13 protein-coding genes and 1 pseudogene are annotated in these 26,544 nt (G+C 64.1%); 5 read left to right on the top strand and 9 right to left on the bottom strand.

The window, feature by feature from the left end; translation table 11 throughout:
• Nucleotides 1–8: 8 nt before the first annotated feature.
• The 3 genes from amaB to hglS are packed head-to-tail and all read right to left on the bottom strand — an operon-like array spanning nt 9 to nt 4,408.
• On the bottom strand, nt 9–1,541 hold the full coding sequence (gene amaB, locus PZL22_RS17780; protein ID WP_003535207.1) for an L-piperidine-6-carboxylate dehydrogenase: 1,533 nt from the start codon (nt 1,539–1,541) through the stop codon (nt 9–11).
• 34 nt (nt 1,542–1,575) lie between these two features.
• Nucleotides 1,576–2,997 (bottom strand): FAD-binding oxidoreductase, encoded by a 1,422-nt coding sequence (locus PZL22_RS17775; RefSeq protein WP_003535210.1) that lies wholly within the window; start codon nt 2,995–2,997, stop codon nt 1,576–1,578.
• Nucleotides 2,998–3,007: 10 nt separating this feature from the next.
• Nucleotides 3,008–4,408, bottom strand: coding sequence for a 2-oxoadipate dioxygenase/decarboxylase HglS (hglS, locus tag PZL22_RS17770; protein WP_003535212.1), 1,401 nt, complete (start codon nt 4,406–4,408; stop codon nt 3,008–3,010).
• 113 nt (nt 4,409–4,521) lie between these two features.
• Between hglS and PZL22_RS17765 the strand changes: the two genes are divergently transcribed.
• A complete protein-coding gene (locus tag PZL22_RS17765; protein WP_003535214.1) occupies nt 4,522–5,415 on the top strand; it encodes a LysR family transcriptional regulator in 894 nt (297 codons plus the stop codon).
• Between the two features lie 62 nt (nt 5,416–5,477).
• Here the strand turns inward: PZL22_RS17765 and PZL22_RS17760 are convergent, their stop codons facing one another.
• On the bottom strand, nt 5,478–5,699 hold the full coding sequence (locus PZL22_RS17760) for a hypothetical protein (RefSeq protein WP_003535216.1): 222 nt from the start codon (nt 5,697–5,699) through the stop codon (nt 5,478–5,480).
• 155 nt (nt 5,700–5,854) lie between these two features.
• Here PZL22_RS17760 and ndvB point away from each other — a divergent pair, with 155 nt between their 5' ends.
• Together ndvB and PZL22_RS17750 are read left to right on the top strand one after the other, a co-directional pair.
• Entirely contained in the window at nt 5,855–14,353 is an 8,499-nt protein-coding gene (ndvB, locus tag PZL22_RS17755; RefSeq protein WP_411974194.1) for a cyclic beta-(1,2)-glucan synthase, read from the top strand.
• A 177-nt stretch (nt 14,354–14,530) separates the two neighbouring features.
• Nucleotides 14,531–15,688, top strand: a complete 1,158-nt coding sequence (locus PZL22_RS17750; protein ID WP_003535220.1) for an OpgC family protein — start codon at nt 14,531–14,533, stop codon at nt 15,686–15,688.
• A gap of 57 nt (nt 15,689–15,745) precedes the next feature.
• Here the strand turns inward: PZL22_RS17750 and PZL22_RS17745 are convergent, their stop codons facing one another.
• Both PZL22_RS17745 and PZL22_RS17740 read right to left on the bottom strand, forming a co-directional pair.
• A complete protein-coding gene (locus tag PZL22_RS17745; RefSeq protein WP_003535222.1) occupies nt 15,746–16,858 on the bottom strand; it encodes a hypothetical protein in 1,113 nt (370 codons plus the stop codon).
• Nucleotides 16,859–17,083: 225 nt separating this feature from the next.
• The gene (locus PZL22_RS17740) at nt 17,084–18,841 is read right to left on the bottom strand and encodes a glucan ABC transporter ATP-binding protein/ permease (protein ID WP_028004583.1); all 1,758 of its coding nucleotides are present in this window, start codon (nt 18,839–18,841) and stop codon (nt 17,084–17,086) included.
• A 379-nt stretch (nt 18,842–19,220) separates the two neighbouring features.
• Between PZL22_RS17740 and PZL22_RS17735 the strand changes: the two are divergent.
• Both PZL22_RS17735 and pyc read left to right on the top strand, forming a co-directional pair.
• A pseudogene (locus PZL22_RS17735) lies at nt 19,221–19,959 on the top strand (helix-turn-helix transcriptional regulator).
• 390 nt (nt 19,960–20,349) lie between these two features.
• On the top strand, nt 20,350–23,808 hold the full coding sequence (pyc, locus tag PZL22_RS17730; protein ID WP_127516404.1) for a pyruvate carboxylase: 3,459 nt from the start codon (nt 20,350–20,352) through the stop codon (nt 23,806–23,808).
• 14 nt (nt 23,809–23,822) lie between these two features.
• On the opposite strand, the gene PZL22_RS17725 is transcribed toward pyc, so the two are convergent.
• The 3 genes from PZL22_RS17725 to PZL22_RS17715 all read right to left on the bottom strand — a co-directional run bounded on the left by PZL22_RS17725 (nt 23,823) and on the right by PZL22_RS17715 (nt 26,402).
• Nucleotides 23,823–24,584, bottom strand: coding sequence for an amino acid ABC transporter ATP-binding protein (locus PZL22_RS17725; protein WP_003535751.1), 762 nt, complete (start codon nt 24,582–24,584; stop codon nt 23,823–23,825).
• Nucleotides 24,581–25,261: an amino acid ABC transporter permease gene (locus PZL22_RS17720; protein ID WP_003535752.1), complete on the bottom strand. Its 681-nt coding sequence runs from the start codon at nt 25,259–25,261 to the stop codon at nt 24,581–24,583. The genes PZL22_RS17725 and PZL22_RS17720 overlap by 4 nt, the downstream gene beginning before the upstream one ends.
• Nucleotides 25,262–25,628: 367 nt before the next feature.
• A complete protein-coding gene (locus tag PZL22_RS17715) occupies nt 25,629–26,402 on the bottom strand; it encodes an amino acid ABC transporter substrate-binding protein (RefSeq protein ID WP_003535753.1) in 774 nt (257 codons plus the stop codon).
• Nucleotides 26,403–26,544 lie beyond the last annotated feature (142 nt).

Raw genomic sequence — 26,544 nt, 5'->3', positions numbered from 1 at the left:
CTGTTCGATTATTCGATGTCGAAAGAGACGCCCTGCGCCAGCGGCAGAGCCTTCGAATAGTTCACCGTGTTGGTGGCGCGCCGCATATAGGCCTTCCAGGCGTCGGAGCCGGATTCTCGGCCGCCGCCGGTCTCCTTTTCGCCGCCGAACGCGCCGCCGATCTCGGCGCCGGAGGTACCGATATTGACGTTGGCGATGCCGCAATCCGAGCCGTCGGCTGCGAGGAAGCGTTCCGATTCCTGCATGTCACGGGTGAAGATCGAGGAGGAAAGCCCGGCGGCAACCGCATTGTGCTCGGCGAGCACCGCGTCGAAGTCGCTGTACTTCATGACGTAGAGGATCGGCGCGAAGGTTTCCTCGAGAACCGGGCCTTCCTGCTTCGGCATTTCGACCAGTGCCGGCTTGACGTAGTAACCGTGCTCGTGGCCGAGCTCGACGCGCTCGCCGCCGGTGACGGCTCCGCCATGGTTCTTTGCCTCGGCGATCGCCTTCTGCATCCCGTCGAAGGCCGCCTTGTCGACGAGGGGGCCGACGAGTGCGGCCGATTCCAGCGGGTTGCCGACCGAAACCGACTGATAGGCCTTCTTCAGGCGCGGCACGAGCTGGTCGTAGATGCTTTCATGGACGAAGAGGCGGCGCAGGGTCGTGCAGCGCTGCCCGGCGGTGCCCATAGCCCCGAAAGCAATGGCGCGCAGCGCCATGTCGAGATCGGCGGACGGGCAGACGATGCCCGCATTGTTGCCGCCGAGTTCCAGGATCGCACGGGCGAAGCGCTTGGCAAGCCGCGGACCGACCTCGCGGCCCATGCGGGTGGAGCCGGTCGCCGAAACCAGCGGCACCTTCGGATGGTCGACGAGAACCTCGCCGATCGCCCGGTCGCCGATCAGGACCTGCGACAGGCCTTCCGGAGCGTCGCCGAAACGGGCGATTGCGCGTTCCAGGATCGCCTGGCAGGCGAGCGCGGTAAGCGGCGTCTTTTCCGACGGCTTCCAGACGACGGCGTCGCCGCAGACGAGCGCGAGCGCTGAATTCCAAGACCAGACCGCGACGGGGAAGTTGAAGGCGGAAATGATGCCGACGACACCGAGCGGGTGCCAGGTTTCCATCATCCGGTGGCCGGGACGCTCGGTGGCGATCGTCAGGCCGTAGAGCTGGCGGGAAAGGCCGACGGCGAAATCGCAGATATCGATCATCTCCTGCACCTCGCCGAGGCCTTCGGACGGGATCTTGCCGGCTTCGATCGAGACGAGGCGACCGAGATCGGCCTTGAAGGCGCGCAGTTCCTCGCCGAGTAGCCGGACGAGTTCGCCGCGCTTGGGCGCCGGTACGAGGCGCCAGGCGCGGAAAGCCTCGTCGGCCTTCTCGATCTTGCCGGCGGCTTCAGCGGCAGATACGGTCTTGAGACTTGCGATCTTCTCGCCGGTGACCGGGCTGAAGGACGGCATGTCGCCGCCGGTGTAGAGGTCCTTGGCGACGCCCATTTTATCGAGGAGCGCGGCTGCCTCGCTCGCGACATCGATTTTCTTGGCTGCAATGTTCATGTGGTGACTCCCGTCTTGTAACTGGCGCGATGACCTAACCGAAGCGCACGCTGCCGAGCTTGCCCGGCGAGGTGAGCGTCTTGAGGCCGGCCGCCATGTTCCTCAGTTTTTCCGGCGTGTAGAGATCGTAAAAAGCCTGGTTGCGGCGGCCGAGCGCATGTTCCGCGCTGAAGCTGCCGTGATATTGCTCGACCGCCACCGCAAAGACCCAATTGCGCAGTCGCTGCTCGAAGGTCGCATCGGCCAGTAGCGGACTATCCTTGGCGACGACCAGGTTGAAGTGAACGCCGCCGTCGCCGATATGGCCGAAATCGCAGACCGTGACGCCCGGAAATTTTTCCGGCATTTCCGTCTTCATATGGTCGCAGAAGGCCATGATGTCACCCCTGCGGAAGGAGAGATCGAAGGCGATCAGCTTGCCGAGGTGTTTTACGCCCTCCGAAAGCGCATGGCGCAGCGCCCAGATCTCGTGCGGCGGGCCGACGAGTGCATCGGCGAGCAGTACCTCTTCCATCTCCCATATCTCCGCGAGCACGCTTTCGAGAACCGCGTCGAGCGGCTGCTCGCCTTCGCGCGGGCTCGAGGTGCGGGAGATTTCGGCGAGGATCACGTAGTCGGGGACCTTGCCGCCCTGGAAGGGGTTTTTCAGCGCCGGCACATGGGCGAAGGCCGCGGCGATCGCGTTCCTCGACATTCCCTCGAAGGCCGAGAGATAGGCGCCGAGCCGCTCTTCCATGGCCTTCAGGAGCGGCAGGACATGCGCGCCGCTCGCCGGCACGAGGAAGGCGGTCGCCGTCTGCTTCGGCAGGCGCTCGAGATTGAGCACGCATTCGGTGACGATGCCGAAGGCGCCCGAGGTGCCGATGAAGATCTGCTTCCAGTCGACGCCGGTATTGTTCTTGCGCAGGTCCGAGCCGAGGTCGAGCACCGTGCCCGCCTCGTCGGCGAGGACCACTTTCAGACCCAGCGTGTTGCGGCGCACGTCGCCATATTTGAGGAAGCGCGAGCCGCCGGTATTGGTGGTGATCATGCCGCCGATCCGCGGGTCGGCGCCGAGATCGATCGGGAAGAACAGGCCGTGTTCCTCCAGGCGCCGATTGAGCTCGGACAGGCGGAAGCCGGCATCGACGCGCACGGAGCGATTGTCGAGGTCGAGCGCGAATTGGCGGGTCAGCCGGTCGAGGCTGACAACGACCTCGCTGCCGGACTCGTCCGGCGTCGATCCCGAGACGAGGCCCGTATTGCCCGACTGGGGGATGAGGGCGATGCCGCTGCGGACGCAGTAACCGACGGCGGCCGAGACCTCTTCCGTCGTTGCCGGACGCAGGACGGCCGCCGCGCGGCCGCGGTCGTAGCGTGCGCCGGCCTCGTAAGCCTCCATGTCCTCCCGACGCGTGACGACGCCCTTGTCGCCGAGGAGCTTCGTCAATGCGTCGATATGGTGCTCGTCAATCATCGCCGGCGTATCACTCCGCTGCCATGGCGGCGGTAAGCGCCTTGAGGCAGCCTTCGATCGATGCCTGCTCGATGCCGGCATAGTGATCGAATTCGTTGAGCACGGCGACGCCGAGATCGGTCTCGAAGCGCTTCTGGTTCGGGCTCGCTTCGAATTCCTGCTGCGCACCGTCGCCGAGGTTCGACTGGAAGATACCGGCGGCGCTGACCGGAAGGAAGTCCTCATAGACGATCGGATCGAATTGAACGAGGCCGTCGGCGATCAGGGAATTGAGATCGCGCCGGCCGGGCAGCTTCGTCCGCCGGCCCTTATCCGTCAGGGAGTAGCTGAAATAGCCGAGGCCCGCCTCGCGGAGCTCCGCCCAGCTGTCGGGGAACGCCTCGAAGACCTGGGCCAAGGCCGCTTCGTATTCCCTGGCGTTTGAACCATCGGCGGCCGGGCGTACGATCTTGCGCGATTCGTCGAGCAGCCGGTCGTAGAGACCTCGGCCCTCAGGCGTCAATGCGATGCCGCGCTGCTCGATCTCGCCGAAGCGGGCGGTATGCGAGCCGGTCTTCCAGCTGCCGTCGGCGTCGCGGAAGGAAACCGGCTCTTCGAGCGCCTTGAAGGACGTCTGGCGAAGCAGGACCGGGCATTTGCGTGTCGGCGGTCCTTCGACGACGGCCTTCGGGGCAATGCCATATTCCGGCATCAGCGCCTGGACGCGGTCGATATCGAGCGTCCGTGGCGTCAAATGGTTGATATGCGGCCCCTTGAAGGAGACCACGTCGGCGATCAGCCGGTGCGCATCGTGCAGGCGCTCGTACATGCCGGCGCTGACATTCGCCTCGTCGTGCCAGCGGAAGGTCTCGAGCACTTCGGCGACGAAACGCTCGGCATCGGCCTTGTCGAGGCCGCCGTCCCGCTCGGCCTTTTCGGTAAGCTCGACCGCACCGGATGTAAAGATCCGGCGCTCTTTCAGGATCGCCTCCGCCTCGGCGCGAAGGGCCTCGTCGGAAATGAGGTCGAGCCTCAGAAGCGAGGTGAAGACGCGGAAGGGGTTGTGCTTCAGAGCCGCGTCGCCCACCGGCCGGAAGGCCGTGGAGTGGACCGGCACCCCGGCGGTCGACAGATCGTAGTAGCCGACCGGATACATGCCCATCACGGCAAATACCCGGCGCATCATCGAAAGCTCCGCCGGCGTGCCGAGACGGATCGCGCCGTGACGCTCCTCGGAAATGCGTTCGAGCGAATCGGTCGCTTCCAGGCGCCCCTTCAGGGTGGCGTCGGCCGAGAGCGTTTCACCGTTGACCCTGGCGACGAGCTCCATCAGCGTGCCGTAGGCCGGCACTTCCTCGCGGTACATCAACGACATCGCAGCGGAAAAGGCCGAGCGAATATCGTCGGCGGATACGAAACTATTCTCTTTCACTGGGGCTCGCCTCGCGCTATGGATGAAGGACAAGGTCATTCTTAATTCTGATCATATCGGAAGGCTCTGAGCTTGGATCGCGCTGCTTCTGACTATGTTGATGCGAGGCTGGAATGAAGTTGAGCCGCCGACTGGTTCCCGACGTGACGACGCTGCAGGCCTTCGAATGCGCGGCGCGCCACGGCAGTTTCACCCAGGCCGCCGCGGAGCTCAATCTCACGCAGAGCGCCGTCAGCCGGCAGATCAAGGATCTCGAGAACCAGCTGGGCGTGCTGCTCTTCGAGCGGGTACGCCAGCGGGTCATTCTTTCCGATGCGGGGCAGAAATTCCTGCCGGAAGTGCGCCGGCTTCTGAACCAGACCGAAGAGCTGATGGTGCGCGCCATGGCGTCGGCGCGGGCCGACTCGAGCCTCTCCATCGCATCGCTTCCGACCTTCGGCAGCCGCTGGCTGGTGCCTCGCCTGCCCGATTTCCTGAGGCGCCATCCGGGCACCGTCGTCAATATCGCCTCCCGCTCTGAGCCGTTCGACTTCGAAGAGCAGAACTTCGACCTCGCGATCCATTACGGCCAGCCCGTCTGGGCGCGGGCCATTTGCAACTACCTCTGCAGCGAAGTCATCGTGCCGGCAGCCAGCCCGGCCCTTCTTTCGGTGCATCCGGTGGAGGCGCCTGCGGACATCGGCGGCGCCCCGCTGCTGCATCTGGCGACGCGGCCCAAGCTCTGGGCGCAATGGTTCGAGGCAAACGGCGTCGAGCAGGACGGCGCCTATCGCGGCAACCGCTTCGATCAATTCTCGATGGTAATCGAGGCGGCGACTGCAGGTCTCGGTTTTGCCCTTTTACCTCGCTATCTGATCGAGCAGGAACTTACCGCAGGCACCCTGCGGATCGTTCTCGATCGACCGATGCAGACGGAGAACAGCTATTATCTCGCCATTCCGGAAGGCAAGCTCGAAAATCCGATCAGCCGCGCTTTCCGGGAGTGGATCACCGAACAGGTCGGTTGATCGGTCGCGGTGACAAGCCCGGTCGAGGGCCTGCGGATCTCAGCCTGCGGATATGATGCTGCTTACACCAGGAAGGGGCGGATTTTGACAGAGATATCCATCGAACCGAGGGAGCTTGCCGGCTGGCCGGGTTCCGCGCGGTGCGGGTCTCCGGAGCCGGCTGCGGGCGATGCTCGCATTCCTTGCAAGCTGCTGACATCACGGCTAAAAAATGCCATCTTCATGCACCACGCGGCCGTGAAATCCAGCGCGCCGCCGGCTTTGCGTTCGGCGCCTGCCTTCACCGATACTCTCTTCCCGGGACGATGACGGCGAAGGAGGGCACATGACCGTGTCTAGAAACGTGCCGGCGCCGTCTGCATCCTCGGGGTCGCAGCCACACCGGCAGAACAACGACAACCGGGCCGATCAGTCCCGAGTGGAACCAGAATCCGTACCCATGCTCCAGAACACAACGCAGTCCAATTTACCGCGCGAACCGGAAGCGAAGCAGATCGATTACAACGATTCGATCCGCTCGACCTATTTCTCGATAGACGACCTGCGAGCATGCGGCGCGAGCCTCGCCGAAAAAGACACATCCGCTCTGCCGGGCTTCTTTCCTTTCGAATTTCGCGCCCGCCACCGGGAGAACGAAAAGGAAATCCTGCGCGTCTACCGGGCGACCGCGGCCGACGTGGAAGCCGGCGCCTCGATTACGCCTGCAGCCGAATGGCTGCTCGACAACCACCACGTCGTCGAAGAGGCGATCCAGGAGGTACGGCGCGACTTTCCGCGCCGGTTCTACCGGCAACTGCCGACCCTCTCGGTCTCCGGAACCGTCATCCCGCGCACGATGGCGCTTGCCTGGCTTTACGTTGCCCATACCCATAGTACCGTCACGCGGGAAAGCATCACCGCGATGGTGGAGGGCTTCCAGGAGCACGAGACCCTCAAGATCGGCGAGTTGTGGGCGCTGCCGTCGATCCTGCGTTTCGTCCTCATCGAAAATCTGAGGCGCATCGCCATCCGCGTCGAGCGCTCGCGCGGCATGCGGCGGAAGGCGAACGAGGTCGCCGACCAGCTCATCCGGCTGAACGATCCGGAAGGCTGCCGGACACTTCTGGTGGAGTCCGAGGCGCTCGCCGCCGACAACACCTTCATCGCACAGCTCCTTTACCGCATGCGTGACGGTTCGCAGAGCTCGGGTGCCGTCATCGCCTGGATCGAGGAGAGGCTGGAGAGGCGCGGCACCGATGTCGAGGAGGCGCTGGTAGCGGAGCAGAACCGCCTTTCGTCCGGCAACGCGACGATGAGCAATATCATCCGCAGCCTGCGCGAGATCGACGACACGGACTGGGCCGTCTGGTTCGAAAGCGTCAGCAAGATCGATGCGACGCTGCGCGAAGGGTCCGACTATGCGGCGCTCGATTTCGGATCGCGCAACACATATCGCGACACGATCGAGAAGCTCGCCCGCCGCTCCGGCCACAGCGAGCACGAAGTCACGGAGATCGCGATCGAGATGGTCGAGGAGGCGAAGGCCGCCGCGGCCGTCGAAGCGCCTCTGCAGGAGCCGAATGTCGGCTCCTTCCTCGTCGGCAAGCAGCGCCTGGCGCTCGAGAAGAGGATCGGCTATTCGCCCTCGATCTTCCAGCACCTCATCCGGTCGGTGCGCAAGCTCGACTGGTTCGCCATAGCCGGGCCGAACATTCTCTTGACGATCCTGGCGATGATCGTCGTCTATGCCTTCGTCAGCCCGATGGATATTCCGAGCGGCGCGAAGCTGATCATGCTCCTGCTCTTCGCGCTGCCTGCCTCCGAAGGCGCGATGGGCCTGTTCAACACGGTCTTCACGCTGTTCGCCAAACCCTCGCGGCTCGTCGGTTACGAGTTTCTCGACGGAATACCCGAGGACGCACGCACGCTGGTCGTGGTGCCTTGCCTGATTGCCAAGCGCGACCATGTGGACGAGCTCGTGCGCAACCTCGAGGTTCACTATCTCGCCAATCCGCGCGGCGAGATCTATTTCGCGCTCTTGAGCGATTGGGCCGACAGCAAGTCGGAGGAGGCGCCCGCCGACACGGATGTCCTGGAATATGCCAAGCGCGAGATTGCGTCTCTCTCTGCCCGCTATGCCTATGACGGCAAGACGCGCTTCTTCCTGCTGCACCGCCGCCGCCTCTACAACGAGGCCGAGGGCGTGTGGATGGGATGGGAGCGCAAGCGCGGCAAGCTGCACGAGTTGAACCTGCTGCTTCGCGGCGACCGCGATACCTCCTTCCTTCAGGGCGCCAACATGGTGCCGGAGGGCGTGCAATATGTGATGACGCTCGACTCCGACACGCGTCTCATGCGCGACGCGGTGACCAAGCTCGTCGGCAAGCTCTATCACCCGATCAACAGGCCGGTCGTCAATCCGAGGACACAGGAGGTCGTGACCGGCTACAGCCTCCTGCAGCCGCGCGTGACGCCGTCGCTCACCACCGGCAGCGAGGCCTCGGCCTTCCAGCGCATCTTCACCATCAATCGCGGCATCGACCCTTACGTCTTCACCGTTTCGGACGTCTATCAGGACATTGCCGGCGAAGGCAGCTTCACCGGCAAGGGCCTCTATCATGTCGACGCCTTCGAGGCTGCTCTCAAGAGCAGGATCGAAGAAAATGCGGTGCTCAGCCACGACCTTCTCGAAGGTTCCTATGCGCGTTGCGCGCTGGTCACCGACATCGAGCTCGTCGAGGATTTTCCGATCCGCTACGAGGTCGAGATGTCGCGCCAGCATCGTTGGGCGCGAGGCGACTGGCAGCTGCTGCCGTATATCTTCAATCCGAAGAACGGCCTGTCGATGCTCGGGCGCTGGAAGATGTACGACAATCTGCGCCGCTCGCTCATTCCGGTCGCCTGGCTCGCCGCCTCGGTCATGGGCTGGTACTACATGGAGCCGACCCCGGCGCTGATCTGGCAGCTCGTGCTGATTTTCAGCCTGTTCGTCGCGCCGACGCTGTCGCTGATTTCCGGGATCATGCCGCGGCGCAACGACATCGTCGCGCGTGCGCATCTCCACACGGTGCTGTTGGACATCCGCGCCGCAAACGCGCAGGTCGCGCTGCGCATCGTCTTCATCGCCCATAATGCCGCGATGATGGCGGATGCGATCGTGCGCTCGCTCTATCGCACCTTCGTCAGCCGCAAGCTGATGCTCGAATGGCGCACCGCCGCGCAGGTGCAGAGCGCCGGCCATGGTTCGATCGGCGACTACTTCCGCGCGATGTGGACGGCACCGGCGCTTGCGCTCGTGTCGCTGGCGCTCGCAGCCATCTCCGATACGGGGCTGCCCTTCATCGGGCTGCCCTTTGCCCTTATCTGGGCCGCCTCGCCGGCGGTCGCCTGGTTCGTCAGCCAGTCCGCCGAGACCGAAGACCAGCTCGTCGTTTCCGAGGAGGCGATCGAGGAGATGCGCAAGATCGCCCGGCGGACATGGCGCTATTTCGAGGCGTTCGTCACTGCCGAGCAGAACTTCCTGCCGCCGGACAACTTCCAGGAAACGCCGCAGCCGGTGCTCGCGGAGCGAACCTCGCCGACGAATATCGGCGTCTATCTCCTGTCGGTCATGTCGGCCCGGTCCTTCGGCTGGATCGGTTTCGAGGAGACGATCACGCGCCTCGAGCAGACGATTGCCACGATCGACCGCATGCCGAAATATCGCGGACATCTCTTCAACTGGTATCGCACGCGCGGCCTCGAACCGATGGAGCCGCGCTATGTCTCCTCGGTCGACAGCGGAAACCTCGCCGGACACCTGATCGCGGTCTCGTCCATGTGCCGCGAATGGGCCGAAGCGCCCTCCGCCCACGTCCAGGGCAATCTCGACGGCATCGGCGACGTCGCGGCGATTCTGAAGGAGGCGTTGAACGAGCTTCCCGACGATCGCAAGACCGTACGGCCGCTCAGGCGTCTGGTCGAGGAACGCATCGCCGGCTTCCAGAATGCACTTGCGGCGGTCAAGCGCGAGCGCGAATTCGCCTCCATCCGGGTGATCAACCTCGCGGTGCTCGCACGCGACATGCACAAGCTGACGGTCAATCTCGACCATGAGGTGCGCACCGTCCAGAGCGGCGAAGTGGCGACATGGGCGGGCTCGCTGGTGGCAGCCTGCGAGGCGCATATCGCCGACGGCGTCTTCGACCTCGGTGCCATCGAGGCTCTGCGCCAGCGTCTGCTGGTGCTCAAGGAGCGCGCGCGCGACATCGCCTTCTCGATGGACTTCAGCTTCCTGTTCCGGCCGGAGCGGCGGCTGCTGTCGATCGGCTACCGGGTCAACGCCAATGAGCTCGACGAGGCCTGCTACGACCTGCTCGCCTCCGAGGCGCGGCTGACGAGCCTTTTCGCGATCGCCAAGGGGGATCTGCCGACCGAGCACTGGTACAAGCTCGGCCGCCCGATCGTGCCGATCGGCGCGCGCGGTGCGCTCGTCTCCTGGTCGGGCTCGATGTTCGAATATCTGATGCCGCCGCTCGTCATGCAGGAGCGGCAGGGCGGCATCCTCAACCAGACCAACAATCTGGTAGTCCAGGAGCAGATCAATCACGGCCGGCGGCTCGGAACGCCCTGGGGCATTTCCGAGGCGGCCTTCAATGCGCGCGACCACGAGCTGACCTACCAGTATACGAACTTCGGCGTGCCGACGCTGGGCCTGAAGCGCGGCCTCGGGCAGAACGCCGTCATCGCGCCTTACGCGTCCATTCTCGCCTGCATGTACGATCCGAAATCGGCGCTTGCCAATCTGGCGCGGCTCCGGGAGGTCGGTGCGCTTGGGGCCTACGGCTATCACGACGCCGTCGACTTCACGCCGACGCGCGTGCCGGAAGGCCAGAAATGCGCCGTCGTGCGCAACTATTATGCCCATCATCACGGCATGTCGGTCGCCGCGGTCGCCAATGTCGTCTTCAACGGGCAGCTGCGCGAGTGGTTCCACGCCGATCCCGTCATCGAGGCCGCCGAACTCCTCCTGCAGGAAAAGGCCCCGCGTGACATCCCGGTCATGGCCGCCAAGCGCGAGCCGGAAGCGCTGGGCAAGGGGCAGGCCGATCTCCTGCGCCCCGAAGTCCGCGTCGTCGAAGACCCGATCAATCAGGACCGCGAGACGGTGCTTCTGTCGAACGGTCACTACTCCGTCATGTTGACGGCGACCGGGGCGGGCTATGCCCGCTGGAACGGCCAGTCGGTCACGAGATGGACTCCGGACCCGGTAGAGGACAGGACGGGGACCTTCATCTTCCTTCGCGACACGGTGACGGGTGACTGGTGGTCGGCCACGGCCGAGCCCCGGCGTGCGCCGGGCGAAAAGACCGTTACCCGCTTCGGCGACGACAAGGCCGAATTCGTCAAGACCGTCGGCGATCTGACAAGCGAGGTGGAATGCATCGTCGCGACCGAGCACGATGCCGAAGGCCGCCGGGTTATCCTGCTCAACACGGGCACGGAAGACCGGTTCATCGAGGTGACCTCCTATGCCGAGCCGGTGCTTGCGATGGACGATGCCGACAGCTCGCACCCGACCTTCTCGAAGATGTTCCTGCGCACCGAGATCAGCCGTCACGGAGACGTGATATGGGTCTCGCGCAACAAGCGCAGCCCCGGCGATCCGGACATCGAGGTCGCCCATCTCGTCACCGACAATGCCGGCAGCGAGCGCCACACGCAGGCGGAAACCGATCGCCGGCGCTTCCTCGGCCAGGGCCGCACGCTTGCCGAGGCGGCCGCATTCGACCCGGGCGCCACGCTTTCCGGCACCGACGGCTTCACGCTCGATCCGATCATGTCGCTCCGCCGCGTCGTACGCGTGCCGGCGGGCAAGAAAGTGAGCGTCATCTTCTGGACGATCGCCGCCCCGGACAGGGAAGGCGTCGACCGGGCGATAGACCGCTACCGGCATCCGGAAACCTTCAATCACGAGCTCATCCATGCCTGGACCCGCAGCCAGGTGCAGATGCGCCATGTCGGGATCACCTCGAAGGAGGCCGCGAGCTTCCAGATGCTCGGCCGCTATCTCGTCTATCCGGATATGCACCTTCGCGCCGACGCGGAGACCGTCAAGACCGGGCTCGCCTCGCAATCGGCGCTGTGGCCGCTGGCGATCTCCGGCGATTTCCCGATCTTCTGCCTCAGGATCAACGACGACGGCGATCTCGGCATCGCCCGCGAGGCCTTGCGGGCGCAGGAATATCTGAGAGCTCGCGGCATCACCGCCGATCTGGTGGTGGTCAACGAGCGCGCCTCCTCCTACGCGCAGGACCTGCAGCACACGCTCGACTCGATGTGCGAGAATTTGAGGCTTCGCGGCCTTTCGGACGGCCCGCGCCAGCACATATTTGCGGTGCGCCGGGACCTTATGGAACCGGAAACCTGGTCGACGCTGATCTCGGCATCCCGCGCCGTCTTCCATGCGCGCAACGGCACGATCTCGGATCAGATAGCCCGCGCCACATCGCTCTACTCCAAATCTTCCGAAAAGAAGGAGGAGGGCGCCGAGATGCTGCTGCCGGTGATACGGGAGGCCGACGCGCGGACGGCGGTCGAACTCGATGGCGGCGACCTGGATTTCTGGAACGGCTTCGGCGGCTTTGCCGAGGACGGCCGAGAATATGCCGTGCGGCTGCGCGGAGGCGAGGCGACGCCGCAGCCCTGGATCAACGTCATCTCCAACGAGCAGTTCGGCTTCCATGTCTCCGCCGAAGGTGCGGCCTTCTCCTGGAGCCGCAATTCGCGCGACTATCAGTTGACGCCCTGGACCAACGACGCGGTCGTCAATCGCCCGGGCGAGGCGATCTTCGTGCGCGACATGGCAACCGGCGCGGTGCTGACGCCCTATGCCGCACTGTCGCGGCGCAAGTCCGCCCTGTTCGAAACGCGTCACGGCCTCGGCTATTCGCGCTTTCTCAGCACACAGGACGAGCTCGAGATCGAGGCCATGCATACGGTCCACAGGACCCTGCCGGCCAAGCTCGTACGGCTGACGATCCGCAACCGCAGTTCGGCCGCGCGCAAGCTGCGCGTCTACGGCTATGCGGAATGGGTGCTCGGCAACAATCGCAGCCGTACCGCGCCCTTCGTCCTCAGCGAGTGGGACGAAAGCGCGAAGACGCTCGTCGCCACCAATCCCTACAGCATCGATTATCCGGGCCGGTGCGCGTTCTTCGCCAGCGACGGCGATATCGCCGGCTATACGGCGAGCCGGCGGGAATTCCTTGGCCGGGCCGGAGGAATCCTCGCGCCGCAGGCAGTGATATCAGGCGCCGAGCTCACCGGATCGACGGATGTGGACGGGGATGCCTGCGCGGCGCTCGCGACGGATATCACCGTCGAGGCCGGCGTGGAGCGACAGGTCACCTTCTTCCTCGGTGATGCCGACAATTCCGATCAGGTGCGAGCCGTCCTGGAGGAACTCAGGGCGGACAGTTTCGGCGCCGCGCTCGAGGCGGCGAAGGCGTTCTGGGGTGATTTCACCGGAGTCGTGAAGGTGGAGACGCCCGATCGGGCCTTCAACCACATGATCAACCACTGGCTGCCCTACCAGGCGCTCGGCTGCCGGATCATGGCACGCTCGGCCTTCTACCAGGCAAGCGGTGCCTTCGGTTTCCGCGATCAGCTGCAGGACACGCTCGCCTTCCTCATCCATCGGCCGGCGCTTGCCCGTGCGCAGATTCTCAATGCCGCGGCGCGGCAGTTCGTCGAAGGCGACGTGCAGCATTGGTGGCTGCCCGGAACGGACGCGGGCGTCCGCACGATGATCTCGGACGACGTGGTGTGGCTCGCACACGCGGTTGCGCATTATTGCGCCGTCACCGGCGAGGAAGACATCCTCAAGGAGAAAGTTCCCTTCATCACCGGGCCGGCTCTGGAAGAGGGCCAGCACGACAGCTTCTACAAGCCGGATGTGGCCGACGAGGTGGGCGACGTCTACGAGCATTGCGCCCGTGCGCTCGATCTCGCCATCCACCGGACCGGTGCCAACGGTCTGCCGCTCATTCTCGGCGGCGACTGGAACGACGGCATGAACCGGGTCGGGGAGGCCGGGGAGGGCACGAGTGTCTGGCTCGGCTGGTTCCTGGCCGGCACCCTGCGCGCGTTCCTGCCCTATGCCCGTGCCCGGAAGGACAAGCCGCGCGTGGCGCTATGGGAGCGGCATCTCGAAGCACTGAAGGATGCGCTCGAACAGGCAGGTTGGGACGGCGACTACTATCGCCGCGGCTATTACGACGACGGCACGCCGCTCGGATCGGCGGAGAACGGCGAGTGCCGCATCGATTCGATCGCGCAATCCTGGAGCACACTTTCGGGAGAGGGCGACAAGGAGCGCTCGCTGCGCGCAATGGATGCCGTGATGGCGGAGCTCGTCGATCCCGAAAAGCGTATCGTCCGGCTGTTCACGCCGCCGCTCGAGACGACGAAGCAGGACCCGGGCTACATCAAGGCCTATCCCCCGGGCGTGCGCGAGAACGGCGGTCAATATACCCACGCGGCCACCTGGGTGGTGCTGGCATTCGCTGCTCAGGAGCGGGCGGAGGAGGCCTGGCGCACCTTCCGCATGCTCAACCCCGTGTCGCATGCTCTCAGCCAGGTGGACGCCGAGCATTATCGTGTCGAGCCCTATGTGGTTGCTGCCGATATCTATGGTGAGGGCGCGCTTGCCGGCCGCGGCGGCTGGACCTGGTACACGGGCTCCGCCGGCTGGCTCTACCGCGCCGGCGTCGAAGGGATCCTCGGCATCCGCAAGAGAGGCGACAAGCTCTTGATCCGCCCCGTCCTGCCCTCCGAATGGCCGGGCTATTCGGCCGAAGTGCGCGTGAACGGCACCACGCACCGGATTTCCGTCAGCCGCGATTCAAAAAGTGGTGAACCGGTCGTAAGTGTAAATAATAGTGTCACAAAAAACGCGCATGAAGGGGTTTTGCTGTAGCTGCCGGATTTGAAGCATGAGCTGAACCGGCTTTGTATCCGTCAGGGCAAGGCCGGTTTTTGTTTGCTCAGGTTCGTCATTCATTCATGGCGTCGGCGCGGCCCGGATTGTCCCGGCACGGCGGCGCCGGTCTCAACAGGGGTGGGGCGGGGCGCCAAATCCCGGATATCGACGCGCATGCTGCAAAAGACTTTTGAGGGCGGCAACGATCAGAGAGGGGTCGCCCATCCGGTGCCGACCGGGCGCGACACACGCCTCGACGTTTTTCGGGCCCTCTGCCTGCTGACCATCTTCGTCAACCATGTGCCGGGCCAATATCTCGAATATCTGACGCACAAGAATTTCGGCTTTTCCGATTCGGCGGAGGCCTTCGTGCTGATTTCCGGCCTGTCGGTCGGGGCGGCCTATTCCGGCAAGTTCCTGGCCGGCGGCCGGCTCGCCCTCACGCTGAAGATATGGCGGCGCGCCCTGGCGCTCTACGTCGCGCACATCATGACGAGCGTGGTGACGCTTGCGATCTTCGCCGGCGGGGCCCTCTATTTCGGCCGTCAGGAGCTGATCGGCGAGATCAACATCCGGCCGATCGTCGAGCAGACGGAGCAGGGGATCGTCGCCATGGTGCTGCTCGGGCACCAGCTCGGCTATAACAACATTCTGTCGATGTATGCGGTGCTGTTCCTGCTGCTGCCCGGCTTCCTGTGGCTGAATGCCGTCCGCCCCAGATTGCTGTTCGCGTTTTCGGCGACGCTCTGGCTCGCTGCCGGCTGCTTCAAAATGGTGCCCTATAACTTTCTCGACGACGGCTACTGGTTCCTCAATCCCTGGTCCTGGCAGTTCCTGTTCGTGATCGGCATCCTGTGCATGAGCCATGTGCGGCGGGGCGGCAGTCTGCCGCGAAGCCCCTGGCTCCTTGGCCTTTCCGTCGCCTATCTCGCGATTTCCGCCGTCTGGGTGCTGTTTTCCTGGTGGAACATCGATCTCTCCTTCGGGCTGCCTGCGGTGCTGACCGGCTTCGACAAGACCTTCCTGTCGCTGACGCGGCTGCTGCATGTGCTGGCGCTCGCCTATATTCTCGCAACCGTTCCCGTCTTCAGCCGGCTGACGCGGGTCGGAAGCAACCACCCCCTGGTGATGATCGGGCGCCATTCGCTTGCCGTCTTCATCTTCGGAACGATCCTCGCAATGGCGGGCCAGGTGCTGCTTCTCGTCACCGACCGGGACCGGATCATCGGCACAATCTTCGTCATCGGCGGCATCGGCCTGCACTTCGCCTATGCCTATTACCTCGAATGGCTGAAGGAAGTGTCCGTGGCGCCGCCGCTGAAGGCGGCGTAGTGGATAAGCTTTAGCCGCATGCGAGAGGGAGAGGCCCCCTCCCGACGAGGCGCTCTGTCACAGTCCGCGCAACCGTTCGATGAACTTGCCCTTGCGCTCATGACGCTCGCGGATGTCGGTGAGCCGGCGGGAGAAATCGGCGGCGGTGCCTTGCTCGGCGGAAAGTAGCGCGAGGTCTGCGAGCAGTGCAGCGGCGCTGTCGTAACCCGGGGCGTTGCGGCGTTCGATCTCGTTTTCGATCTCACGCCAGACATCCTCGCCCCTTTGTTTCAGCTGACCGAGGCGAACGCGGCGCGCCCTTTCAGCCTCCTCGGCCTTGCGGCGCTCCTCGGCCCGCAGCCGTTCGGCTTCGGCACGTTCGCGCAAAGCGCGGATTTCGTGCGCCCTGGCGCGCAATTCGCCAGCCGTCCGGCGCGGCCGCTCGGAACCGTTGCGTTGCGCGCGGACGCGCTGGAGCAATTCGGGGCGGACATTGGCGTCGCCTTCCATCACACGGAGGAGAAGTCTGGTCCTTTCATCCTCGGCAAGGCCTTCGACGAAGGCGCGCGATGCGCCGGGCGTCTCTTCCTCCTCATAGGGAGCGGCTGCAGCCGCTTCCACGAGATCGGAAGCTATATAGAAGAACTCGGCCGCAGCCTCGAGCGCGCCCGTGAGCGGACCGATGCCCGGCAAGGGCTCCGGAGCGTCGTCCGAAAGCTCGCCTTCTTCAACGGCCAAAAGCCAGAGGAGATAGAACAGCCTGAGATCGCCTGACAGGATATCGCCGCGCAGTGGAGCAAGCGCGGAAAGCCGGCCCCCGTCGCTCTGGTCGTCATAATCCGCCTCATCGTCGCTACGGCAAATGTCGATTATCGTGTGCCCGCCATGATTCGACACCGTCACCCAGTCGACTTCGTCCAGAAACGCACCCAACGCGTTTCGGTCGAATAGCCCCATCGGCACACGAATCATCAGTTGCCGCGTGCCCCAATTGGCGAGATAGAGGTGCAGGTCGAAGAAGCGTTCCATCAGCTGCTTCGGGTTTCCCTTGAAATCGCCCCACTCGTAATGGTTCGTGAAGCTCGTCGCGGAGATTCGCGCCCGCGAGGACAAGTCGCGCAGCATCCCTTGCTCGGCCTTCGTCAGCGGCCTGTCGATCGCCTGGAACTCGTAGAACTGATATTCGCTCATTCAAGTCTCCCGCATCGGTGCGGAGCAGCAGCCCCAGCGCTTTTCACCGGCGGACAGTCTTTTCCCGATCGTCGTGGAGGTGCAAGCCGCGGGCGCGATTATCCCCAAGCGCTCCGGTCGTGCCGGCAGCGCGGTGCGCCTGCCGCCGAATGGGCGGCCGGACCTTCCCGGTCAAACAAAAATGCCCCGGAGCCGGGGCATTTCGTTGCAAATCCAGTGAGGCGATCACGCCGCCGTAAGGCTCTTGCGGACATCCTCGTCCGTCAGGATACCGCTGGCGCGAAGCAGCGCGGCGAAGCGGCCGTTGCTCTGGCTGAGTTCGTGGAAGCCGCCCATTTCCACGATCCGGCCCTGATCCATGAAGATGACCAGATCGGCTTCCCGCACGGTCGACAGGCGGTGGGCGATGATGAAGGTCGTCCGGTCCTTGCGCAAGGCGTCGATGGCATCCTTGACGCGGGCCTCGGTCTCGACGTCGAGCGCGCTGGTCGCCTCGTCGAGCACCAGGATCGGCGCATTCTTCAGGATCGCGCGGGCAATCGCGACGCGCTGGCGTTCGCCGCCCGACAGGCGGTTGCCGCGTTCGCCGACGACCGTGTCGTAGCCGTTGAGGCGGTCCTCGATGAAGTCGCTCGCGGCGGCGGCCTCGGCGGCGGCCATCACCTCGTCCAGAGAGGCGTCCTCACGGCCAAGGCGAATATTTTCGCCGATCGAGCGGTTCATGAGGCCGGCATCCTGGAAGACCGTGGCGATCGACCGGCGCAGCGACTTGCGGGTGACGGTCGCGATGTCCACGCCGTCGATGAGGATCTGGCCGTGTTTCGGCTCGTGGACCCGCTGCAGGAGGTTGACGAGCGTGGTCTTCCCGGCACCGGTCGGGCCGACGATGGCGATCGTCTGGCCGGCCTTCGCCTTGAACGAGACGTTGCGCACGCCCTGGGCCGAGTTTGCGAAGTCGAAGGAAATGTCCCTGAATTCGACCTCGCCGACGACACCCTTCAGTTCCCCGGCATCGGCCGGTTCCTCGCGGTCCTGCACGGAATCCTCGAGCTGGAAGAAGTCTTCGAGCTTGGCGCGGGCTTCGAAGATCTGGGTGGCGAAGGCCTTCATCTGGTCGAGGCGGCCGATCAGCAGATTGGCGAAGCCGATGAAAGCGATCACTTCGCCGACGCCGAGCTCGCCGCGCTGCACCAGCACGGTGCCGATGACGAGGATCGCCATCATCGAGATCGTCGATGCGATGCGGTTGAGGCCGCTCGCCAAAGCCCACCAGTCGAGCACCGGATACTGGGCCGACAGCAGGCGCTGCGTGAACTTCTTCAGTTCGCGCGTTTCAGCCTCGATCCGATTGTAGCTGTGAACCACCGAAACATTGCTGATCGAGTCGGACACGTGCGAGAAGACCGTGTGGTAATGGCCCTCGACGGCAGCCTGGCCCTCCTTCGTGCGGCTCATCACGACCTTGCTGATCATCACATAGGCCGCACCGAGCACCACGAGGATGAGCGAAAGGCGGACGTCCATAGCAAAGGCGGTCGGAATCAGAAGCATGAGCGCCACCGCCGTCGCCAGATGCTGCCGCATGAATTCGAGCCAGAGGCCGAAGAGCGTCTCGCAGGCGCGCAGCAGCGTATGCAGCGCATTGGAGGTGCCGCGCTGGCTGTGCCATGAGAGAGGCATCGAGACGATCCGGCCGAAGGCTTCGGTCAGGAGCGAAGCGCGGCGACCATGCGCGAGACGGTCCGCCTCGCGGGAGACGAGCACGAAGGCGATCGTATTGAAGACGCCGAAGCCCGCCCACAGGAGCAGCATCGGCGCGACGTCCTTCTGTGACGAGATCGCGTCGATGATTCGGCCGAACAGAATCGGCTCCGCAATGGTGATGGCAGCCAGGACGATATTGGCTATGACGATCGCCCCGACGCGAAACTTGTGGACAGCAAGATACTGAAGCGCTCTTGCATACACCTGAAACAAGGACACTGTCTCACCCCTTTCGGGTATCGGAATTGGCGCCGCAACGGCACGATGCGGCAATGCGTTGCGTCTTGAACCGACGGCAAGGATGATCTTCATCCACCTTGCGTGCCGGCAAAGCCGCGGGTGACGGCCTTTGCGTTCTCCCCAAAAAACGCGGTAGACGGGGCGGATCAGCGAGAAGGATCATCCGATACCATGGGAGGGTTGGCGGGATGATTCATCGTTAGCTATCTTGATGCCTCGACTCCGAGTTTTTGCAGGTTTCCTGCAAGACCGGGCGTGATATGAAGAATTATCGCGGTTGCAACATGAATGGCTTCTGAACGGCGTATTCACATGGCCTGGCGGGTTGCGCGGCGCGTTTTTGATTTGAGGATGCTCTATGAATATTACGTTGCTCGTACAGTTTCTGGCGCTACTGGAAGAGATGAAGACGCGCGAGGAGATCCTGCCCGAGTTCGAGCGCCTGCTCGACCGCTGCGGTTTCGACTTTTACGGCATCGTGCGTCAGCCGAAACCGCACGAGAATCCGCTGAGACTTCTTCTGGCCGGACGCTGGCCGGAGGGCTGGCCGCAAATCTACATCCGCAAGAAATACGTCGTGATCGATCCGACCATTCGCTTCCTCGGGCATGCCCAGCGCGGCTTCCGCTGGCGCGACACGCTCGTGGCCTTCCGCTCGGACCCGCACCGCAAGCGCATGGAAAGCATGATGGTCGAGGCGCGCAATCATGGCCTCTTCGACGGCTATATCTTTCCGGTCCACGGCCCGCGGGCTCATGGGCAACCTGACCGTGGGCGGCCGGGTGGTCGATCTGAGCCCGGTGGAGTTGAGCCTTTTCGACGCCATCGCCAAGCGGCTGTTCTGGAAGCTGCTCGAACTCACCGATCCGGAGATCATGGCGGAACTCGTCTCGCGCGTCGAAGTCCAGATGACGCGGCGCGAAATGGAGGCGCTCCACTATCTCGCCGACGGAATGACGTCGAACGACATCGGCAAGGTCCTCGACATTTCCAGCCACACGGTCGACTGGTACATGAACGGCATCCAGGAAAAGTTGAAGGCGAAGAACCGCCATCACGTCGTGGCGATCGCCTTCCGCCTGGGACTGATCTCCTGACGGCACAAGCCGAAGTGCAGCGCCTCGACCGGATTCGAAAGGGGTCGCGCTCCCTCCCCTTCATTCCTGTGCCCGTCACAGGAATCCAGCCAGCCCAAGTCCTGCAGAAGTTAGAGCGGGATGCGGGCGGAAAACCGCACACTTTTCCTCATCCCGCTCTAGGCTGAAAGGACGTGTTCCCCGCCGCAGACGCGGCGGTGCTGGCTCCCTGTGACAAGCACAGGGGTGAGGGAGGTTTCGAATGTTCACGCCACTCTCGTGCACCGTGCTCCTGACCGAATGGGTCAGCGTTCATGTCGCATCTGAAATTGCGCTTCATTCCTTGACTCGCTAATAGTTCTTTTCGCGGGTGCAGCATTCCCGCGTGTCCAAGTCTATGAGGAGTCCGACTTGTCCATTTCCAAGATCCTTGTTGCCAACCGTTCCGAAATCGCCATCCGCGTCTTCCGCGCGGCCAATGAGCTGGGGCTTAAAACGGTCGCGATATGGGCTGAGGAGGATAAGCTGGCGCTGCACCGCTTCAAGGCGGACGAGAGTTATCAGGTCGGACGCGGGCCGCACCTTCCCCGCGACCTCGGACCGATCGAGAGCTATCTGTCGATCGACGAGGTGATCCGCGTCGCCAAGCTCTCCGGCGCCGACGCCATCCATCCGGGCTATGGGCTGCTCTCCGAAAGCCCGGAATTCGCCGAGGCCTGTGCCGCAAACGGCATCACCTTCATCGGCCCCAAGCCGGAGACGATGCGCCAGCTCGGCAACAAGGTCGCGGCCCGCAACCTCGCGATCTCGATCGGCGTGCCGGTCGTGCCGGCGACCGAGCCTCTGCCGGACGACCCGGAAGAGATCAAGCGACTGGCCGAGGAGATCGGCTATCCGGTGATGCTGAAGGCCTCCTGGGGCGGCGGCGGCCGCGGCATGCGGGCGATCCGCGACCCCAAGGACCTGATCCGCGAGGTGACCGAGGCCAAGCGCGAGGCCAAGGCCGCCTTCGGCAAGGACGAGGTCTATCTCGAAAAGCTCGTCGAGCGCGCCCGTCACGTCGAAAGCCAGGTCCTCGGCGACACGCACGGCAATGTCGTCCATCTTTTCGAGCGCGACTGCTCGATCCAGCGTCGCAACCAGAAGGTCGTGGAGCGGGCGCCCGCGCCCTATCTCAATGATGCGCAGCGCCAGGAACTCGCGGATTATTCGCTGAAGATCGCCAGGGCGACCAACTATATCGGCGCCGGCACCGTCGAGTATCTGATGGATTCCGATACCGGCAAGTTCTACTTCATCGAGGTCAATCCGCGCATCCAGGTCGAGCATACGGTGACCGAGGTCGTCACCGGCATAGATATCGTCAAGGCGCAGATCCATATTCTCGACGGCTTCGCCATCGGTGCGCCGGAATCGGGCGTGCCGCGCCAGGAGGACATCCGCCTCAACGGCCATGCGCTGCAGTGCCGCATCACGACGGAAGACCCGGAGCAGAACTTCATTCCGGATTATGGCCGCATCACCGCCTATCGCGGCGCCACCGGCTTCGGCATCCGCCTCGACGGCGGCACCGCCTATTCCGGCGCGGTGATCACCCGTTACTACGATCCGCTGCTCGAGAAGGTCACCGCCTGGGCGCCGAGCCCGGGCGAGGCGATCCAGCGGATGATCCGTGCGCTGAGAGAATTCCGCATCCGCGGCGTGGCGACCAACCTCACCTTCCTCGAGGCTATCATCAGCCACCCGAAGTTCCACGACAACAGCTATACGACGCGCTTCATCGACACGACGCCGGAATTGTTCCAGCAGGTCAAGCGCCAGGACCGCGCCACCAAGCTTCTCACCTATCTCGCCGACGTCACCGTCAACGGCCATCCGGAAGTCAAGGGCCGGCCGAAGCCTTCCGACGATATCGCCGCGCCGGTCGTGCCCTTCATCGGCGGCGATGTGAAGCCCGGCACGAAGCAGCGCCTCGACCAGCTCGGCCCGAAGAAATTCGCCGAATGGGTGAAGGCGCAGCCGGAGGTGCTGATCACCGACACGACGATGCGCGACGGCCACCAATCGCTTCTCGCCACGCGCATGCGCACCTACGACATCGCCCGCATCGCCGGCACCTATGCGCGGGCGCTGCCCAACCTCTTTTCGCTCGAATGCTGGGGGGGCGCGACCTTCGACGTGTCGATGCGCTTCCTCACCGAAGATCCGTGGGAGCGGCTGGCGATGGTGCGCGAGGGTGCGCCGAACCTGCTTCTGCAGATGCTTCTGCGCGGCGCCAACGGCGTCGGCTACAAGAACTATCCGGACAATGTCGTCAAATATTTCGTCCGCCAGGCCGCGAAGGGCGGCATCGACGTCTTCCGCGTCTTCGACTGCCTGAACTGGGTCGAGAACATGCGCGTGGCGATGGACGCGGTGGCCGAGGAGGACAGGATCTGCGAGGCGGCGATCTGCTACACCGGAGACATCCTCAATTCCGCCCGGCCGAAATACGACCTGAAATACTACACGGCGCTTGCGGCCGAGCTGGAAAAGGCCGGCGCCCACATGATCGCCGTCAAGGACATGGCCGGGCTCCTGAAGCCGGCCGCGGCGCGTGTGCTCTTCAAAGCGCTCAAGGAAGCGACCGGCCTGCCGATCCATTTTCACACGCACGACACTTCCGGCATTGCGGCGGCGACCGTGCTCGCCGCAGTCGAGTCGGGCGTCGATGTCGTCGATGCGGCGATGGACGCGCTCTCTGGAAACACCTCTCAGCCCTGCCTCGGCTCGATCGTCGAAGCGCTGTCCGGCTCGGAGCGCGACCCGGGCCTCGATCCGGAATGGATCCGCCGCATCTCCTTCTACTGGGAGGCGGTACGCCATCAATATGCGGCCTTCGAAAGCGACCTCAAGGGGCCGGCTTCGGAGGTCTATCTGCACGAGATGCCGGGCGGCCAGTTCACCAACCTGAAGGAACAGGCCCGCTCGCTCGGCCTCGAGACCCGCTGGCACGAGGTGGCGCAGGCCTATGCCGACGCCAACCGGATGTTCGGCGATATCGTCAAGGTGACGCCGTCTTCCAAGGTCGTCGGCGACATGGCTCTGATGATGGTCTCCCAGGATCTGACGGTCGCCGATGTCGAGAATCCGGGCAAGGACATCGCCTTCCCGGAATCGGTCGTCTCCATGCTCAAGGGCGACCTCGGCCAACCGCCGGGCGGCTGGCCGGAGGCGCTGCAGAAGAAGGCGCTGAAAGGCGAGGAGCCCTATGACGCGCGTCCGGGCTCGCTGCTCGAAGACGCGGATCTCGACGCCGAGCGCAAGGGCATCGTGGAGAAGCTCGGCCGCGAAGTGACCGATTTCGAGTTCGCCTCCTACCTCATGTATCCGAAGGTCTTCACCGATTATGCGGTGGCCTGCGAGACCTACGGCCCGGTCAGCGTGCTGCCGACGCCCGCCTATTTCTACGGGATGGCGCCGGGTGAGGAACTCTTCGCCGACATCGAGAAGGGCAAGACGCTTGTCATCCTCAACCAGGCGCAGGGGGAGATCGACGAGAAGGGCATGGTCAAGATGTTCTTCGAAATGAACGGGCAGCCGCGTTCCATCAAGGTACCCGACCGCAACCGCGGCGCCTCGGCTGCCGTCCGCCGCAAGGCGGAAGCCGGCAACGCCGCCCATCTCGGCGCGCCGATGCCGGGCGTGATCTCGACCGTCGCGGTGGCCTCCGGCCAATCGGTCAAGGCCGGAGACGTGCTGCTCTCCATCGAGGCGATGAAGATGGAGACGGCGCTTCACGCCGAGAAGGACGGGGTGATTTCCGAGGTGCTCGTAAGGGCCGGCGATCAGATCGATGCGAAGGATCTGCTGGTGGTGTTCGGGGGTTAGGCACCGCCCGCCCTTCAGATGTCATAGCTCATCGGCGCACTCAGCGAGGCGATGAACCGCTTGGTCCGCTCGCGCTCCGGTGTCGAGAAGATCTTGCGCGGGGGGCCGCTTTCGACGACGACGCCGCCATCCAGGAAGACGACGTGATCGGCGACGCGGGAGGCGAGGCGAAGGTCGTGGGTGGCCATGATCATCGTGGTGCCCTCCCGCGCAAGGCGGCTCAGGACCTCCACCACTTCTTCCGCCAGTTCCGGATCCAGCGCCGAGGTCGGCTCGTCGCAGAGGAGCACGCGCGGCGAAGGGGCGAGTGCGCGGGCGATCGCGACGCGTTGCTGCTGGCCGCCGGAAAGCGTGGCCGGCCAGGCATCGGCCTTGTGTGCCATGCCGACCTTCTCCAGCAGCTCGAGCGCCCGGGCGCGCGCCCGGTCGGCCGGCCATTTGAGAACGGTGACGAGGCCTTCCATCACATTGCCGATCGCCGTCTGATGCGGGAAAAGCTGGAAGTTCTGGAACACCATTCCGGTCTGGCGGCGCAGTCTCTGGATCGCCTGCCAGCCGACCTTGCGGCCCTCGGCGAATTCGAGCCGGTCGTCGCCGAGGCGGATTGTCCCGGCCGTCGGGATTTCCAACAGGTTGACGCAGCGCAGCAGCGTGCTCTTGCCGCCGCCGGAGGGACCGACGAGCGCAGTCACGCTGCCTTCCGCGAGCGAGACGCTGATGTCGTTCAGCACGGTGGTGGTGCCGAAGCGCTTGACGATGTGGGAGAGCTCGATCATGCGCGCGCCTCCAGGAAGCCGCCATAGCGGGCGAAGCGCTGCTCCAGTTTCCCCTGCAGCGCCGAAAGAACGGAACTCATGACAAGATAGATCAGGGCAGCCTCGATGTAGAGGATCAAGGGTTCGTAACTGGTGGCGACGATGCGCTGCGCCGTCTGGAAAAGCTCCGGCACCGTGATCGCAGCGGCGAGCGAGGTGTCCTTGACGAGCGAGATGAAGGTGTTCGACAGCGGCGGAACAGCGACGCGGCCCGCTTGCGGAAGGATCGTCCGGCGCATCGCCTGGCTCCAGCTCATGCCGATCGAATAGGCCGCTTCCCACTGCCCCCTCGGAACCGACGAGATCACCGCGCGGATGATTTCGGAACTGTAGGCGCCAATGTTGAGCGTGAAGCCGATCAGCGCTGCAGGAAAGGCGTCGAGCAGTATGCCCATGCTCGGCAGGCCGTAGAAGATGACGAAGAGCTGCACGAGCAGCGGCGTGCCGCGGATCACCCACACATAAAACCGGGCCACGGCCGCGAAAGGAGCCGGAGCAAACAGCCGAACAACGGCGGTGACGAGGCCGAGAGCCAGGCCGAGGGTGAAGGAGAGGAGCGTCAGCGGGATCGTGAAGATCAGCCCCGCCCAGAGCAGGGCCGGCAACGAGTCCGCCATCAGTTGAAGCCAGTGGGGCAAGACAGATCCTTTCAAAACGCGCGATCCGTCCCGGATGCCGGGACGGATCGTGATTCATAAGCAGGATGGGGAAAGGTGTGAAGCCCACATCCGTGCAACTGTTCCGCGGGACTCTCTCCCCGCTTCAGGTCACCCTGGTTGATCCGCCGGCCGCAGGGAATGCGAAGGCACGGATTGCCCCTCTCCTCGGGTTAAACCCGAGGACTAACCCTCTCCCCGCAGGCGGGGAGAGGGTTAGGAGGCCGCGGCGCATCGCGTCTTCCAAAGGCGAGTGAGGTGCGGGAGGTTGCCGCGTGTCCCTTCGCGCCGCTTGCGGGGAGAAGGTGCCGGCAGGCGGATGAGGGGCCGTTCCGGCATCTTCCACACGCTATTTCGAAACGTCGGCGCCGAAATATTTCTGCGAGATCTTCTCATAGGTGCCGTCGGCCTTGATCTCGGCCAGCGCCTTGTTGATCGCTTCGAGCAGCTCCGGCTCGCCCTTGCGGATGATGATGCCCGAATAATCGGCATCGGGCTTTTCGGCGGCGATCTTCACATTCGCATCCGGCTTCTGCTTCTTGAAGTCGAGGAAGGAGAGGCTGTCATTGATGGTCGCGTCGGCGCGGCCCGTCAGCACGAGCTGGATCGACTGGTCGAAACCGTCGGTTCCGACGAGCTCGGCGCCCGAGGCTTGCGCGAGCTTGCCGAAGTTGCTGGTCAGCGACTGTGCCGATTTCTTGCCCTTCAGGTCGGCGAAGTCCTTGATCTCCTCGTCGTCGCCGCGGACGATCAGCACGGCCTTGGAGGCGATATAGGGTTCGGAGAAATCGTATTTCTTCTTGCGTTCCTCGGTGATGCCGACCTGGTTGATGACAGCGTCGTAACGGTTGGCGTCGAGGCCGGCGATCAGTCCATCCCACTTGCCTTCCAGGAATTCCGGCTTGACGCCGAGGCGCTTGGCGACTTCCTGGCCGATCTCGACGTCGAAGCCGACGAGAGCGCCGCTCGCGTCATGATAGGTGAAGGGGGCGTAGGTGCCCTCGGTGCCGATCTTCAGCACGCCTGCCGACTTGACCTCGTCCAGGTTCTGCCCCGCCTCAGCGGGAACGAAGGCGGCGAATTGCAGGAGTGCGGCGGCAAAAAGCGTCGGAAGGAGTTTCATCGTTGTTTTTCCAGTTCTGGTTCTCCGGCCCGTCATCCGGATTACAGCGAATTTCGCATAAACCCGCCGGTTTCCAAGCGTATAAAAGACCAATTCCGAACGGTTTCGATAAAGATTTTTCCTCAGATGGCCGATTCCCACC

The sequence above is a fragment of the Ensifer meliloti genome (genome assembly GCF_030064585.1).
GTDB lineage: Bacteria > Pseudomonadota > Alphaproteobacteria > Rhizobiales > Rhizobiaceae > Sinorhizobium > Sinorhizobium meliloti.
The sequence above is the reverse complement of the archived record's forward strand: the minus strand, read 5'-3'. Positions and strand labels throughout refer to the sequence as shown.